Consider the following 14,616-nt stretch of genomic DNA (forward strand, 5'->3'; position numbering starts at 1 on the left):
GATTGATGAACACTGTTATTGATGAACCTAGGCTATTGATGATCCCAGGAGAGGTTGGAAACTATCCGGCAGTTGTCACAGCGGAAATGAAATAGATCCAGTAACGGGCTGGGTTGGCGCCAATCCGGGTTGCCGCAGCGGGGGCAGGGACGAGTTAATTCGGCTTGCTTACGCTCTCCCCCGACCCGGTAAAGGTAGTAATAGGTAGGAATTTTGGTCAAATATTCGATACGGCCACGCAAATCCCAGCCGCGGCGAAACAGATCGCTGTCCGGGCTGGAAAGCTCCTCGAGGGCGGCAAATTCGGCCTTGGTTGCTGCGGCCATCTGCAGTTCATCACAGGCTTGCCACTCGGTTTGCCAACGGATCACCCGCTTGTGATCGCCGTTGAAGGTCGCGGGAATACGGTAGAGGGGAATGGGTAGCAAGTTATCGCCGCTGCGCAGTGGCGAGCACATATGCACATAGCTGGTATAAAGCAGCTGCCAACTTGGGGGCTCCAGGGTGCTGACCTCGGAATTGATATCCTGACCTATGAACTTTTCCTTGGGGGCCAGCAATTTGGCCTCGGTTAACTGTTGCAACGCCTGTTTGGCCCAGGGACTGTTATGCCTGTTGGCCAGACTGGTTTCTTCCGGCAGCAGCAGCCTGACTCTGAACTCCCCGTCTCTAAAGGCCACCGCAAATTCCCTCCCCAATACCTGACCATTGGCTCGCCAGGCTTCAAGCAGGGTGTTGATGGCTTTTTCTGCGGCGCTGATCGTGGTGTTGGCAAAGCATTCAAACCTGAGTTCGCAGACAAACATTATTGCTGCTCCTCAAGCTTGGCGAGCCTTTGTTGCAAGTCCGCGAATTCTTGTTTCAGTTGTTGTTGTTCCTGGCGTAGCCAGCTGATTTCCTGCTGAAGAACTTCTACTGTGGGCACTGCTTGCTGTGGTGCAGTTTCATCCTGTTGAGGTTGGCTTTGAGATATTTTTTCCCGTTCACTCTCAGGCAGGGACTTGAAGCGTAGCAGTCCTTCAACCAGCACGGGCATTGGTAACTTATTGCCGAGTCTTGCCTTAATCAATGCCAGAGAGGGAGTATGGCCGCTTTGGGCTACTGCCGCAGCTGCGGCCATGACCTGTTCCAGTGGAGTGGACATCTTGGTAAAAAACCTCACATTTTCGCCAATAGCTACATAGTGCAGCTGGCGTTTGTTTTTATCTTTTTGATATTTATTGAATTATTTATTGGCCCACATGTTGCATTGCGTTTGCTGCATTTGCTTAACAAAAGTCAACATTTGATAAATATAACAAGGAATGACAATGAATAAGTTATTACTGCCACTAGTGGGGATTGCAAGCTTAGGGCTTAGTGCTTGTGTGGTCAATGTCGGTGATCACGAAGCCAACTGGGATGAAAAGGAATCCTGGCAATTACAACAACAGCAAAATCAGCAACAACTGGCCAAGTTGAACCTGGGGATGGATCAGCAACAGGTGCAGCAGCTCATGGGGCAGGCCGACTTTAATGAAGCCTTTCTCTCCAATGAGCAGCAAGTACAGGTGCTCTTTTATCGTACCCGCCACAGACACAGTGATGGCAAGACCACCAAGGATGAGTGCACCCCCTTGGTGTTTCGCGATCAACAGCTGATAGGCTGGGGCGATAAGGCTTACGCGCAGCTGTAATTCAAACTCATTTCAATCAACGCCTGAGCTGGGCGTCCAAATGATCTATGGTATCTGACCATTGGGCGTCTTCGGCCAGAGCCTCTGTTAAAAAAGTGCGTTGCGCTTCATTCCAGAATGGTGCATCCACCAGTTTGACTCCCTCGGGGATAGAATGTGCGTCGATAAAGCCTTCTATCGCCTTGCTGCCGCTGGGGAGTCCCAATTGCTCAAACAAATGGGCCAAGTCTGTGTGGGTGGTATCCATATTCTGACCTCCTGAAATCCCGGCATATTGCCAAGTGATGAGTGATGGGCGAACAAGCCTTCATAAAAAAAGTAAGTATTATTGCTTCCTTAGCTTATATCAATTGAACAGCAGATCCATTTCTTTAAATTGAGGAGGGGGCGCTTGTGCACCAGGAGCGCCTAAAGGCTTGGATGCAAGGTTGTAGGTCAAGAGCTTAGTTAATCCCATCTATAATTTGAATAGATACGCTGCCGGCAGAAACTGTGGTGATAGTTGGTAAGCAAGATGTTGTACTCTGATCCAATATTGTTAAATTGGAAAGTGCCCTTTTGGCTGACAAGGACAACAACAAATGGAAACTCAGACTTCTGATTCCCTGCGTGCCGTTTACCTGACGGCAGAAGATTTACGCTTGGCCGCATCAATTCTTTATAACGCCTATCACGATGATGCGTTTTTTCTGCAGACCTTGCCGGCTGCCAATGCCGCCGAATATGAACAAAAGCTCAGGGCCGCAATTCGTGAAGAGCTCAATGAACTTTGGCAACAGGAGCAGCCCCTTATTGGTTTGTTCGACGCTGAGCGCTTGATTGGGGTTGCCTGCGTGGTTACCTCATCACTTCCCCAAGGCGAAGGGCGCTATTGGCATTGGCGTTTGAAAATGCTGCTGGGGACGGGCTGGCAGGCGACGCAGAAGTTGATGCAGAAGGAAAATTCAATTCTGGAGCACCTGCCGGCGACAGAGTACGGCGTTATTCAATTTATCGCAGTAGCGTTAACCGAGCAACACAAGGGGTATGGCAAGTTGCTCGTCCAGGCGGTATTGGGTTGGTGTGATGAGCAGCCGGAGCTGGAAGGAGTTGGGGTCTTTGTGACCGAGGATGGTCATTCTCATCTGTTTCGAGAGCAAGGCTTTGTACCTGTGGTTGAGCTCAATATAGGGTTGTTAACAGGAGAATTGCTCTTTTACCACAGTCACACTGATGATGACGTTTACCAATAACAGGAGTTAAGCATGGAGCAAAAGTACAAGAGTTTTGCTGAGTTTTATCCTTTCTACCTGTCGCAGCATTCCGATCCCGTATGCCGAGGTTTGCATTATTTAGGTTCGACCCTGGTATTACTTATTCTGTTATTCAGCTTGCTTAGTGGACAATTTGTATGGCTTTTGGCTCTGCCTGTGGTGGGTTATGGCTTTGCTTGGATTGGTCACTTTGGTTTTGAACACAATAAGCCGGCGACCTTTCAATACCCAGTCTATAGCTTGATGGCTGACTGGGTCATGTTGGCCCAGTTTGTCAGTGGCAAACGTCGTTTCTGAGTGTTTTTGGTTATTTACCAGTACTAATGTGAGACATGTCTCACAAAGCTGTGCGATAAACATAAGCCTTATTGGCTGTTCTTACTGGCGAATAATTAAATATTTTTAATAAACAATAGATTAGACTTGTATTAGTGACTGCTGAATATTCGTCATTCCCAGCCTGTTCTAAAATCGACCATCTCAAAGAGGGGTCCTTGGGTACACTTAAGTTGTGGTCAGGGCAGGATGCTTTGACAGAGCTTCCAAGGAAGAGGGAGCAGCAAGGAAAGCAACGCCAAGGAGTTTAAGTTGGCAGCCAAGGAAGGGCAAGTGTCAGGATGATACGTTTTGGAAAGGCCTATTCAAGGATGAGCTGCAAGGAAGCCTGATAAATGGATTTCAATCATGGATGACAATCAAGACAGGACGTCTTGAAACCATTGCAGGGAAGTTAAAGCCAAGGAAACGGCTCGCAGGGAAAGCAGACACCAGGATGGATCCACAGGAGATTTTTTCCGGTAATAAGGAAATTGCCGCGCCAGGAAAGGCCATTTGAGACAGGAAGGTCTGCTAAGGAAAGTGTTCAGGATGAAGTAGAGGACAGGCTCAGGGATGCCAGCCTTTGGGTTAAGGGAAAACCCAACTCATGGACGACACCGCTCGTGGATGGGCAAACATGGAAGATGAGTGCCAGGAGGCCACAAGGAGGCTCAAGGGAATTGAGCAGACACCAGGATGGTTGTAAGCAGGGATGAAAAGATGGCTTGGAAGCTGTCATCACTGAGACAAGGTGTCCACAGGAAGAAATTCATACGCATGGAAGGTGCAGGGAGCACAACTCAGCGGGATGGCTGACAGCAGTAAATAGGGCGCGTCTTAGGACGCGCCTTTTCTTTGTGCGTCAGTCTGTAGTGACCAACTCGTTTCAGTTCAGTTGGTGTTGGTAGGATGCCATTGTAAGCCCTCTTTAAGCCAGGTCAGGGACGCCATTGGCTGTACGGCGAGGGAGCGCATCTTGAGGTGGGAAAGGAGTAATATGGAAAATAGCTCACGGATCTGACGAACTGGAATCGAATAGATGTACCTGCAATGGCTGAAGTAAGTGGATTAAAGTTCAGCATTGAATCGTCACCAATAATCCAGACACTTACCTGCTGTTCTTTCCGCTGAGTGACATGCCATTTACACTGTCTTTTGTACTGTTTGAAACCTGAATAGAGCGATGACTTCTCTGCTTTGTGAGAATAGCATTTGTTTATCTGGCCTCTCTTTGGCGAGAAGGTACAACAAACACAGGATAAAGAAACCTCCAAGCAAGGTGGATTTTTACTTTTTGTCATCCTCATGGCTTGATGATTTGGCGATTTTGTTGGTTACCACAAGTGAGCCAGGCTTGGCATTTAAACCTAGACAGAACACAAACTGAAACCGTTTGCTGTTTCCTTTGCAATAAAGATGAAAATTTTTCCGATTTCGCCCTTGATCTCCCGCTTCAGTCTCGGCATAGTGTAATGCCGTAATGGTGTACCGCTACAGTGATGCGTTCAGGTATGCCGCACAAAATAATTTCAGGTGATCAGAATGCAGTCCAGTAACATAGAGAATGTGCACATCAGTGCCGAACAAGTCCTCATCACTCCCGAAGAACTCAAGCAGCAGTTGCCACTTTCTGATCACGGCTATCGCTATATTCTCAGCGCTCGCAAGACGGTTTCTGACATAGTTCACAAGCGTGACAACCGGGTGTTGGTCGTTACCGGCCCTTGCTCTATTCACGATATTGAGTCGGCCAAGGAATATGCCCTGAAACTGAAAAAGCTCCATGACGAGCTCAAGGATCAGTTTTTTATCCTGATGCGGGTCTATTTTGAAAAGCCCCGAACGACTGTGGGCTGGAAAGGGATGATCAATGATCCCGATATGGATGAGTCCTTCAATATTGAAAAAGGGTTGCGGATGGCGCGGGAGTTGATGCTGTTTCTGGCCGAACTCGAGTTGCCGGTTGCCACTGAAGCGCTGGATCCCATCAGTCCGCAATATATTTCCGAGCTGGTGACCTGGTCAGCCATAGGCGCCAGAACCACAGAGTCACAAACCCACAGGGAGATGGCCTCCGGGCTTTCCATGCCGGTAGGATTTAAAAACGGTACGGATGGCAATCTGGGGGTGGCCATTAACGCCCTCAAGTCGGCGGCCAGCAGTCACAGATTCATGGGGATCAATCAACAAGGGCAGGTGGCTTTGCTGCAAACCGCCGGTAACCCGGATGGGCATGTGATCCTGCGGGGTGGTGCTGGCCCCAACTATGACGCCGATTCGGTGGCTGAGTGTGAACGGCAGCTGCATGGTGCCGGGCTCAATGCCAGACTGATTATCGACTGTAGTCATGGCAACTCCAATAAAGATCATCGGCGGCAACTGCCTGTGTGCCGGGATGTATTTGACCAGATAGCGGCGGGCAATCGCTCCATCATAGGTTTGATGTTGGAAAGCCATCTGTTTGCCGGTAGTCAGGCCTGTGACAAGCCGCTTGCAGAGCTTGATTATGGGGTTTCGGTCACAGATGCCTGCATAGATTGGCAGGATACGGAGCAACTGCTCAGGCAAGGGGCAGCGCAACTGAGTTCTATTTTACCCACTCGCTTTGATATGCTCAGGGTGGCAAATGGCTGACGGAAGATTTGAGATGAGTGAGAAAACCACGGCAGAGCTGGAAAAGTTACGCGGACTGATTGACGGCGTCGACCAAGAGTTACTCAAGTTGCTGCGTCAGCGGCTGGATCTGGTGGCCCAGGTCGGCGCGGTCAAACACAATGCCGGCCTGCCCATCTATGCACCGCAGCGGGAGGCCGCCATGTTGGCCAAGCGCCGCGTAGAAGCCGAAAGTCTGGGGGTATCGCCGCAGTTGATAGAGGATGTGCTCAGGCGTCTGATGCGGGAATCCTATCTCAACGAGAAGGATGTGGGTTTCAAGCAGGTGAACCCGGATATCAACAAGGTGGTGATCATTGGCGGCCGTGGCCAGTTGGGTACCCTGTTTGCCCAGATGCTGACACTCTCCGGCTATCCAGTGCATCTGCTCGATAAAGATGATTGGGATAATGCCGATGCTATCCTCGACGGTGCCGGTCTGGTATTGGTCACTGTGCCGATTGCCATTACCTGTGAGCTTATTCGCTCCCGTTTGCGGCACTTGCCCAAGGATTGCATCCTTGCGGATCTGACCTCGATAAAGTCGGAGCCGCTGCAAGCCATGCTCGAGGCCCACAGCGGGCCTGTGGTGGGGCTTCATCCCATGTTTGGCCCGGATGTGGGCAGCCTTGCCAAGCAGGTTGTCGTGGTATGCCATGGTCGGCAGAGTGAGGCCTATGCCTGGCTGCTGGAGCAGATAGCTATTTGGGGAGCGCGGTTGGTGGAGGCGGATGCCGGCAAACATGATAAAGCGATGCAACTGGTGCAGGCGATGCGTCACTTCTCCAGCTTTGTCTATGGCCTCAACTTGTGCCGGGAGCAGGCCGATCTCGATAGCCTGCTGCAGTTCAGCTCGCCGATTTACCGGCTGGAGCTGGCCATGGTCGGTCGCTTGTTTGCCCAAAGCCCAGAGCTTTACGCCGATATCATCTTCGCCCAGCAGGAGAGCCTGGGTGCTATCTCCGACTATCTGGACAACTATGCCGGCGCTTTGGCCATGCTCAAGGCCGGTGACAGAGACGGCTTTGTGCGCCAGTTCCGTGAGGTGGCCGAATGGTTCGGTGACTTTGCACCACAGTTTCGCAGCGAGAGCCGCAGTATGCTGCAGTCGGTCAATGATATGAAGAGTCACTGATCTCAAGGCGGTCAACTCCGCTGGCAGTGCAACGCGATTTATCCAAGGGAGCCTTTTAGGCTCCTTTTTCATTTGTATCAGCAAGATAGAAGTCAAAAAGCCATTTATTCAGCAATTGCTTAAGGTGATCTCCTTCAAGCTTTATGACTCACGTTCTTTCGTCTGAGCGATGAAAGAGTACACTGATTTAAAACATGCAAAAATAAAGCATGATTAAAGGAGATATGCCGTGTTTTGTATTCAGTGTGAGCAAACCATTCGAACCCCGGCCGGTAATGGCTGCAGCTATGCCCAGGGGATGTGCGGTAAATTGGCCGCGACCTCGGATCTGCAAGATCTGTTGATTTACATGTTGCAGGGGCTGTCTGCCTATGCTGTCAAACTCCGGGAGTTTGAGGTTATCGATCCGCAAGTCGATACCTTTGTGCCCAAGGCATTTTTCGCCACTCTGACCAATGTCAACTTCGACGACGAGCGGATTAGCGAATATGCAAAGGAAGCCGCTCGCTTGCGAGACCAGCTAAAGCAGCGCTATCTGGAACTTTGCGAACAAAGGGGCGTGACACCCGAGCCTATGTCCGCCGCGGCGACTCTGCTGCTGGGGGCGTCCAAGGCCGAGCTGTTACAGCAGGCCAAAGTGGCTGCGCCCAATCGCGGTGATGACCTTAATGAAGATATTCTCGGTTTGCGACTTCTGTGCCTCTACGGCCTGAAAGGGGCGGCGGCCTATATGGAACACGCCCGGGTTCTGGATCAAACCAGCAGCGAAGTGGCCGGTCGTTTCCACGAGATCATGGCCTTTCTGGCGACCGACAGCACAGATGCTGACAAACTGTTTGCCACCGCGATGGAGATAGGTCAGCTCAACTATTCTGTGATGGCTATGCTCGATGCCGGTGAAACCGCGGCCTTTGGTCATCCAGAGCCGACTCAGGTCAACACCAAGCCGGTGAAGGGCAAGGCTATCCTGGTATCGGGCCACGATATGAAGGATCTCGAGCTCATCCTGCAACAGACTGAAGGCAAGGGCATCAATGTCTATACCCATGGTGAGATGTTGCCGGCGCTGGCTTATCCCGAACTGAAGAAATACCCGCATCTGGTGGGGAACTACGGCAGCGCCTGGCAAAATCAACAGAAGGAATTTGCCAACTTCCCCGGCGCCGTGGTGATGACTTCCAACTGCATTATCGATCCCAATGTCGGTCAGTATGCCGACCGCATCTTTACCCGTAGTATCGTTGGTTGGCCGGGCGTGACTCACCTGACCGGCGACGATTTCAGTGCTGTTATCGACAAGGCACTGGCGCTTGAAGGCTTTGCCTATGATGAGATCCCCCATATGATCACCATAGGTTTCGCCCGCAACGCTTTGATGAACGCGGCGCCTGCCGTGGTTGAAAACGTCAAGAACGGCAATATCCGTCACTTCTTCCTGATTGGCGGCTGTGATGGTGACAAGGCTGAGCGCAGTTACTTCACCGACCTTGCCAAGGCGGCCCCCAAAGACAGCCTGATCCTGACCCTGGGCTGTGGCAAGTACAAGTTCAACAAGCTCGAATTCGGTGATATCAACGGTATCCCCAGATTGCTGGATATCGGCCAGTGTAACGACGCCTACTCGGCGATCCAGCTGGCGTTGGCACTGTCCGAGGTATTTGAGTGTGATATCAACGAACTGCCGCTGAGTTTGGTGCTGTCCTGGTTTGAGCAGAAAGCGATAGTGGTCCTGTTGACCTTGCTGTCACTGGGAGTGAAGAACATACGTACCGGCCCAACCCCTCCGGCCTTCCTGACCGCCAATTTGCTGAAGATACTGGAAGATAAGTTCGGCCTGCGCAATGTTGGTACGGTTGAGGAAGACCTGGAGGCGATTCTCGGCGCCGCTTGATGCGTATCTCTTGAGGCCGGGATGCCTGCGGCATGCCGGCCATTTCTTTCTCTGTAGAGGGAGTTTCGATGACACTCAATCCATTACAAGTTTCGCCGGCAATCAGTCAATATCAGGCTGGTCAATGGGTTCCCGGAGAGCTGCGGCTCATTTGTGTCGCTCGCTGGCAGGAAACCCCGGATGTGGTGAGTTTTCGTTTTAAAGCGGCCCAGCCGCTGTCTTTTCATTTCAAGCCCGGGCAGTTTGTGGCATTGCAATTGGAGATTGCCGGTGAGGAGTATCGCCGCTGTTATACCATCTCCTCTTCGCCATCTCGGCCAAACTCATTGATGCTGACGATCAAGAGGGTCGAAGGCGGCAAAATTTCCAACTACCTTATTGATAATCTTAAGCCGGGTCACAGCCTGATGGCTTCAGGGCCTTACGGTCAGTTTAACCTTATCGATATACCGGCCGAGCGCTATCTATTTTTAAGCGCTGGTTGTGGCATTACGCCGATGTTTTCCATGAGTCGTTTTCTGACCGACAGCTATCTTGACAGCGATATCGCCTTTATTCACAGCGCCAGAAGCGAGCAGGACCTCATCTTCCGAGGCAGTTTGCGGGCCATGGCCAGCCGTCACGATAACTTTAAACTGGGCTATCTGCTGGAGCAGGTAGGTGAGACAGCCCCCGGGGACCTTGCCGAGTGTCCTATGTTACCGGGACGCCTGAGCTTGGCTGCACTGGAGCAACTTGTGCCGGATTATCGTCAGCGCACTGTGTATGTTTGTGGCCCTGAGGCTTATATGACGGCCACAGAGCAGATGCTGGCGCAAGCGGATTTCGATATGACGCGTTTTCACAAGGAAAGCTTTGCTGAAAATACCTCGGCGCCCGCGGGTGACGGTTCGGCCAATTACCGTTTGAGTGTTGCCGGCCTTGAGCTCAGCATCAATGGCGAGCAGACCCTGCTTGAAGCGCTGGAGTCTGAAGGCTTGCCCATTATTGCCGCCTGTCGCAGCGGTGTTTGTGGCTCCTGTAAGTGCCGGGTTGTCTCCGGTGAGGTGGAAAGCAGCAGCCAGCAGACACTCAGCCAGGATGAGATTGACTCAGGTATGGTGCTGGCGTGCTCCAGCCGGGTGAAGAGTGATATTCAACTGGAAACCGGCCCCTTCTAATTCTGTTTCCGGCATTGCAGAAGTGGCGATCTCACAGTATGGTTAAAGCAGGGCAAGAGCTTTGGGCCCTGCATTCCAGATGTTGGCCGGAGACAGACTATGACCAGCTTACCCTCAGAAGCATTTGCCAGTGAAGATCGCAGTATGGGCCATTTTTTATATGCGCTTATGTGTGCCTTTCCATTGTTTTTCCTGCCTGTGATCCTGAGCCTGTTGATTAACTTAAGCCAAAGGCAGGTTGCACCTCTGTCGCTGCTGGGCTCTCACTTGCGCTGGCAAAGGCGCAGTATTATGGGTTTGGCACTGCTACTGGTTATGGGCTACTGGGTCAACCCGCTGTGGCTCAGCCTTAGCTTGTGCGCCCTGGGGGTTATCTGGTTCAGCTACCGGATCTTCAAGGGCTGGCTCAGCCTTACAGATGGACAAGCCATGTAGCTCTTGTCTGCTACCAGGGAAGCGGTCAGCCTGATCGCAAGGAAATATGACGGACTATCAACTCTTCTGTGTGCTGGCGGCGCTGGCACTGATTATCTCGCTGTTATCCAGCCGTTTTCACTCACTGCAGGAAACCATAGCCATCACAGGCCTGGCCATGCTCCTTAGCCTGATTATCCTGGTGGTGGGTAAGTGGTTTGAGCTGGATATCCATATCAAAACCATTTCGGTATTGCAGCGGCTCGACTTTCAGGCGCTGCTGCTGAACGGTATGTTGGGTTTTCTGCTCTTCGCCGGTGCACTGCAGATAAGGCTCAAGGTGCTGGCCAGCCAGAAATGGGAAATTCTCTGTCTGGCTCTGTTTGGTACTGTGATTTCCACTCTGACAGTGGCGGCGCTTTGCTTCTATTTGATGCCGCTGCTGGGATTGACACTGCCCTGGAGTTACTGCCTGTTGTTTGGGGCCTTGATATCACCAACCGATCCGATAGCGGTTTTGGCCATCTTGAAAAAACTCGGCGCGCCTGAGGATATTGCCATTCAGGTTGAGGGTGAGTCGCTGTTCAATGATGGCATTGGCCTGGTGCTGTTTGTTGCTGTCTCGCAGCTGGCTTTTTCCGCCGAGGCCCTGAGCCTGGCCGATGTCGGCGCGCTGTTTTTCCATGAGGCCGTTGGCGGCATTGCCTATGGCCTGGCGCTGGCCTTTGCGCTACATCAACTGATGAAACTCACGGATGAAGAAACCCAGAGACTCTTGATTACCTTGGTGGTGCCTACCGCAGGTTATGTGATGGCAGAAAAACTTTCGGTGTCCGGCCCTCTGGCCATGGTGGCCGCTGGAATCGTGCTGGGTAATTTCACAGTGCCCAAATGCTTTGGGGTCACGGGGAGAATATTGCTGCAAAGGTTCTGGGGCCTGCTTGAACACTTTTTCAATTCGCTCTTGTTCCTGCTATTGGGACTCCTGCTGCTGTTGACCCATCTGGATATGCAACTCTGGTGGTTCGTGCTGCTGAGTATCCCTGTGGTGTTGTTGGCAAGATGTGTCAGCGTGTACTTACCTTATCTGGGGTTCAGGCGTATGCGGCAATACAGCCAAGGCGCTGAGGGGATCCTGATCTGGGGTGGGCTCAAGGGCGGCCTGGCGCTGGCTATGGCCATGAGTATTCCGGCGGGGATAGTGCTGACCCCTGAGCTGGAGCTCAGGGATCTCTTGCTGGTAATGACTTATGCCGTGGTGGTCTTTTCTATCATGGTGCAGGGCTCAACGGTTTCCCGTTTGATCCGCCGCAGCCGTGAGGCGGCAGAGGCCGGTAAAGCCGCTGCCGAAGCGACTCAGGCTGTCTGATACAGCTTGGTGATTAAGCCTGCATGTTGCTGTGGATGACGGACATCTGCAGCGATGATTAAACCATCTACGCCCAACGTCTTGATAGCCAAGGCCTGAGCCGTCAGTGTTTGCTCACTGCTGCTTGGGCTGAGGCACAGGCTTGGATTCACCAACAGCGGCAGGTGACTCAGGGTTTTTAGTTCCACCAGGGCGGCGAGATCCAACATAAGTTGTTCTGCTTGATTCAATCCACTGCCCCCCGCATCACAGAGGATCAACTGCTGATTCCCGCCGGCGAGCAGGGTATCGGCGCTGGCCAGCCAATCCTGTTGACTGGCCATGGGATTACGCTCCAATATCACCGGCAGGTTCTGTCCGCCAAGCGCATTGAGCAGCTCTGTGTTGTACATCTGTTTGCCGCTGAGCAGCAGCATGTCGGCCGCAGTCTGGGCCAGAGCCAGATCTTCTGCATGCTCCAGGGCAATAATGCTCTGCAGCCCGGCTTGGTTTAACAGGCTTTGCAACTTGGGCAGTTGCTGCTTGGCATCGGGCTGACGCGTCAGCGCACTGAGAACCACCCCTTGAAATCCGGCTTCCCTGAGGGCCTTGGCGCTTGGGGCAAAGCTGTCTGCATCTATGGGGAGGTTAAGTTGCGCCAAAGCGGCGAACTGGCCTTGTCCCAGTTTGAGCTGACCACAACTAATTTCTGTGCTTGCCGGTTTATAGTGGCGGGAATGTCTCTGGGGTGACGGTTTGGCGCTGTCCTGCCTGGAACTCTCTGGTTCAATCAACAGTTGGCTGTGACTCAGCTGAGTTGGCTCGACCGTCTCACAAGGGTAACAGCCAAGTACCTTGATAAAGCGGGTGAGTCGCTCAAGCTCGGCAAGTGCTTGCTGCATAGCTATGGATGCCAGATTGGCATCGACATCCAGATAAAACATCTCTTCCCAAGGCGTGCCCGGGATAGGGCGTGACTCCAGCTTACTCATATTGAGGTTGTGATCTTTGAGGATCAGCAAAGCTTCCACCAAGGCGCCTGGCTTTTGACCGGTTGCCATAATCAGTGTGGTTTTGGCCGGCAGTTGCTCCGGCACTTCTATCGCCTTGCGGGCCACTACGATAAAACGGCTCTGGTTGATTTTTTGATTGGCCAGTTCCTGCTCCAGAGGTTCCAATTGGTAGAGGGCGCCGCCTTCACTGGAGCCGATAGCGGCCACAGTGCTATCGCCCTGGAGAACCTTTTCCATCGCTTCGGCGCTGCTGGCACAATATTCCAGACGAAAGTCGGGATGGCGGCTCAGGTAGCGACTGCATTGGCTGATGGGTTGGGGGTGAGCGTAGACGGTTTTGATATCGGCAAGTTTGCTTCCCGCTTTGGCCAGCAGACAGTGGCCCACTTCTATAGTGGTTTCACCCACAATAGCCAGGCTGGTGTGCTGCAACACATCATACACTTCGTTGATGGAGCCGGATGAGGTGTTTTCTATCGGCAGAAACCCATAATCGGCATGGCCGGACTCGACAGCCTGCACTATATCATCAAAGTTCTGGCAACCCAGATCCTGCATCTCTACCTGACGGCGTTGACAGTAGCGACTGGCGGCCAGATAGGAATATGAACCTCTGGCGCCCAAATAGGCGATGCAGTATTGCTGTTTTTGGGTTTCGGGATTGGCTCTGCCCTGGAGGTAGGCCTGCTGGTTCAGCACTGAATCTTCAATTATGGCCTGGTACAGACTGATGACATAATGGGCATCCAATCCCTGTTCCCGCCCTTGGCGAACCAACCTTGCCAAGAGTTCTTTTTCTCTCTGGGTATCACGGATAGGGCGAATGTCCACCTCTTTGCTGCGGGCGACTTCCAGGCTGAGTTGTCGACGTTTGGCCAACAGCGCCAACAGATCCCTGTCCAGGGTAGTGATGTCATCCCTTATTCGCTCCAGCGGCGGTACTTTATTCATTCAGACCTCTAAACCAGTAATACTCAGTGCATGATACAGACAAAAAAGCCTCCCTGGTGGGAGGCTTGGCAATTTTCATTTTCGTTTTTACACGTCAGGGCCGCCTCCGGGAATAAGGTGTAAAAAAGAAAATAAAAAACGAGCGATTAAGGTATGGCATGACGATTAAGCTAAAACTATCCCCTTGGGCTGTCAATCAAAAAATCCTAGGCTTCAATAATGAAAAGCGCACCCGGAGGTGCGCTGGTTAGTGGGAGATTGAAATATCAAGCTGCGTAGTCCTCCTTGTAATCGTATTCGAACTCAGGTTCGGTGGCTTCGGGTTCAAAGGCACCACGCTGAGCTGCGGGTTTGTGGGTCAGGCGATTGAGCTGTTTTTCCAGCTTTTGTCCCATTGCATTTATGGCTGCGTAGAGATTTTCATGTTTCGCCTGGGCAAAAAGTTGTCCGTTGGCCAGTTTAATTGATGCTTCTATTTTAAAGAGTGGCCCTTCTTTGAGGATGATGACATGGGGATTAATCAGCTGAGTATCGTAACGGTCCAGTTTGGTAAGGCGACTCTCAACGCGTTCACGGATGGCAGCTGTGACTTCAAATTGCTTGCTGGTGATCTTTAGCATATTGTCAAACCCTCTGTTGCTTCCTTGGCTTCAGATTAACAATCCCCAGACTTAAAAATGTGATCCAGATCAATATTTGTGGCGAGTCAGAGAGCGTTTGTCACTTATTTGATCACTTAGACAAGTTTGGATTATTTTGCCCTGAAAAGTCTTGAACCCTGGTTGATAAAGGGCCATATTTGATG

At 51.8% G+C, this 14,616-nt stretch carries 15 protein-coding genes and 1 other annotated feature; of the genes, 10 read left to right on the top strand and 5 right to left on the bottom strand.

Features of this window, described 5'->3' with window-relative positions; all coding sequences use genetic code 11:
• Positions 1-32: 32 nt before the first annotated feature.
• Together SIL79_RS12115 and SIL79_RS12120 are read right to left on the bottom strand one after the other, a co-directional pair.
• Positions 33-806 (bottom strand): Zn-ribbon-containing protein, encoded by a 774-nt coding sequence (locus SIL79_RS12115; protein ID WP_071477209.1) that lies wholly within the window; start codon positions 804-806, stop codon positions 33-35.
• Entirely contained in the window at positions 806-1,144 is a 339-nt protein-coding gene (locus SIL79_RS12120; protein ID WP_071477210.1) for a hypothetical protein, read from the bottom strand. Before SIL79_RS12120 ends, SIL79_RS12115 begins: the two co-directional genes overlap by 1 nt.
• 160 nt (positions 1,145-1,304) lie before the next feature.
• Here SIL79_RS12120 and SIL79_RS12125 point away from each other — a divergent pair, with 160 nt between their 5' ends.
• A complete protein-coding gene (locus tag SIL79_RS12125) occupies positions 1,305-1,676 on the top strand; it encodes a DUF3192 domain-containing protein (RefSeq protein WP_071477211.1) in 372 nt (123 codons plus the stop codon).
• Positions 1,677-1,692: 16 nt separating this feature from the next.
• Here the strand turns inward: SIL79_RS12125 and SIL79_RS12130 are convergent, their stop codons facing one another.
• Positions 1,693-1,923 (bottom strand): DUF2789 domain-containing protein, encoded by a 231-nt coding sequence (locus SIL79_RS12130; protein WP_071477212.1) that lies wholly within the window; start codon positions 1,921-1,923, stop codon positions 1,693-1,695.
• 334 nt (positions 1,924-2,257) lie between these two features.
• Between SIL79_RS12130 and SIL79_RS12135 the strand changes: the two genes are divergently transcribed.
• The 9 genes from SIL79_RS12135 to SIL79_RS12175 all read left to right on the top strand — a co-directional run bounded on the left by SIL79_RS12135 (position 2,258) and on the right by SIL79_RS12175 (position 11,868).
• Complete coding sequence (locus SIL79_RS12135) at positions 2,258-2,908, top strand: GNAT family N-acetyltransferase (RefSeq protein ID WP_039034221.1); 651 nt, start codon at positions 2,258-2,260, stop codon at positions 2,906-2,908.
• A 12-nt stretch (positions 2,909-2,920) separates the two neighbouring features.
• Positions 2,921-3,226, top strand: coding sequence for a DUF962 domain-containing protein (locus tag SIL79_RS12140; protein WP_025887243.1), 306 nt, complete (start codon positions 2,921-2,923; stop codon positions 3,224-3,226).
• Between the two features lie 391 nt (positions 3,227-3,617).
• Positions 3,618-3,764 (top strand): hypothetical protein, encoded by a 147-nt coding sequence (locus SIL79_RS12145; protein WP_160289567.1) that lies wholly within the window; start codon positions 3,618-3,620, stop codon positions 3,762-3,764.
• 1,025 nt (positions 3,765-4,789) lie between these two features.
• Positions 4,790-5,881 (top strand): 3-deoxy-7-phosphoheptulonate synthase, encoded by a 1,092-nt coding sequence (locus SIL79_RS12150; protein WP_025887857.1) that lies wholly within the window; start codon positions 4,790-4,792, stop codon positions 5,879-5,881.
• A gap of 13 nt (positions 5,882-5,894) precedes the next feature.
• Positions 5,895-7,034, top strand: coding sequence for a bifunctional chorismate mutase/prephenate dehydrogenase (gene tyrA, locus SIL79_RS12155; RefSeq protein ID WP_071477219.1), 1,140 nt, complete (start codon positions 5,895-5,897; stop codon positions 7,032-7,034).
• 229 nt (positions 7,035-7,263) lie between these two features.
• A complete protein-coding gene (hcp, locus tag SIL79_RS12160; RefSeq protein WP_162206966.1) occupies positions 7,264-8,925 on the top strand; it encodes a hydroxylamine reductase in 1,662 nt (553 codons plus the stop codon).
• A gap of 68 nt (positions 8,926-8,993) precedes the next feature.
• Complete coding sequence (locus SIL79_RS12165; RefSeq protein WP_233962537.1) at positions 8,994-10,085, top strand: hybrid-cluster NAD(P)-dependent oxidoreductase; 1,092 nt, start codon at positions 8,994-8,996, stop codon at positions 10,083-10,085.
• A gap of 99 nt (positions 10,086-10,184) precedes the next feature.
• Positions 10,185-10,520, top strand: a complete 336-nt coding sequence (locus SIL79_RS12170) for a hypothetical protein (protein WP_039034226.1) — start codon at positions 10,185-10,187, stop codon at positions 10,518-10,520.
• A gap of 46 nt (positions 10,521-10,566) precedes the next feature.
• Positions 10,567-11,868, top strand: a complete 1,302-nt coding sequence (locus tag SIL79_RS12175) for a cation:proton antiporter (protein WP_162206964.1) — start codon at positions 10,567-10,569, stop codon at positions 11,866-11,868.
• Here SIL79_RS12175 and SIL79_RS12180 read toward each other — a convergent pair.
• The gene (locus SIL79_RS12180) at positions 11,856-13,811 is read right to left on the bottom strand and encodes a chorismate mutase (RefSeq protein WP_319619305.1); all 1,956 of its coding nucleotides are present in this window, start codon (positions 13,809-13,811) and stop codon (positions 11,856-11,858) included. The two genes, SIL79_RS12175 and SIL79_RS12180, sit on opposite strands and share 13 nt — an antisense overlap.
• Before the next feature lie 38 nt (positions 13,812-13,849).
• Positions 13,850-13,967: a sequence feature (Phe leader region), on the bottom strand.
• 110 nt (positions 13,968-14,077) lie between these two features.
• Positions 14,078-14,431, bottom strand: a complete 354-nt coding sequence (hpf, locus tag SIL79_RS12185) for a ribosome hibernation-promoting factor, HPF/YfiA family (RefSeq protein WP_039034229.1) — start codon at positions 14,429-14,431, stop codon at positions 14,078-14,080.
• Positions 14,432-14,616 lie beyond the last annotated feature (185 nt).

Source organism: Shewanella indica (assembly GCF_033842865.1).
GTDB classification, from domain to species: domain Bacteria; phylum Pseudomonadota; class Gammaproteobacteria; order Enterobacterales; family Shewanellaceae; genus Shewanella; species Shewanella indica.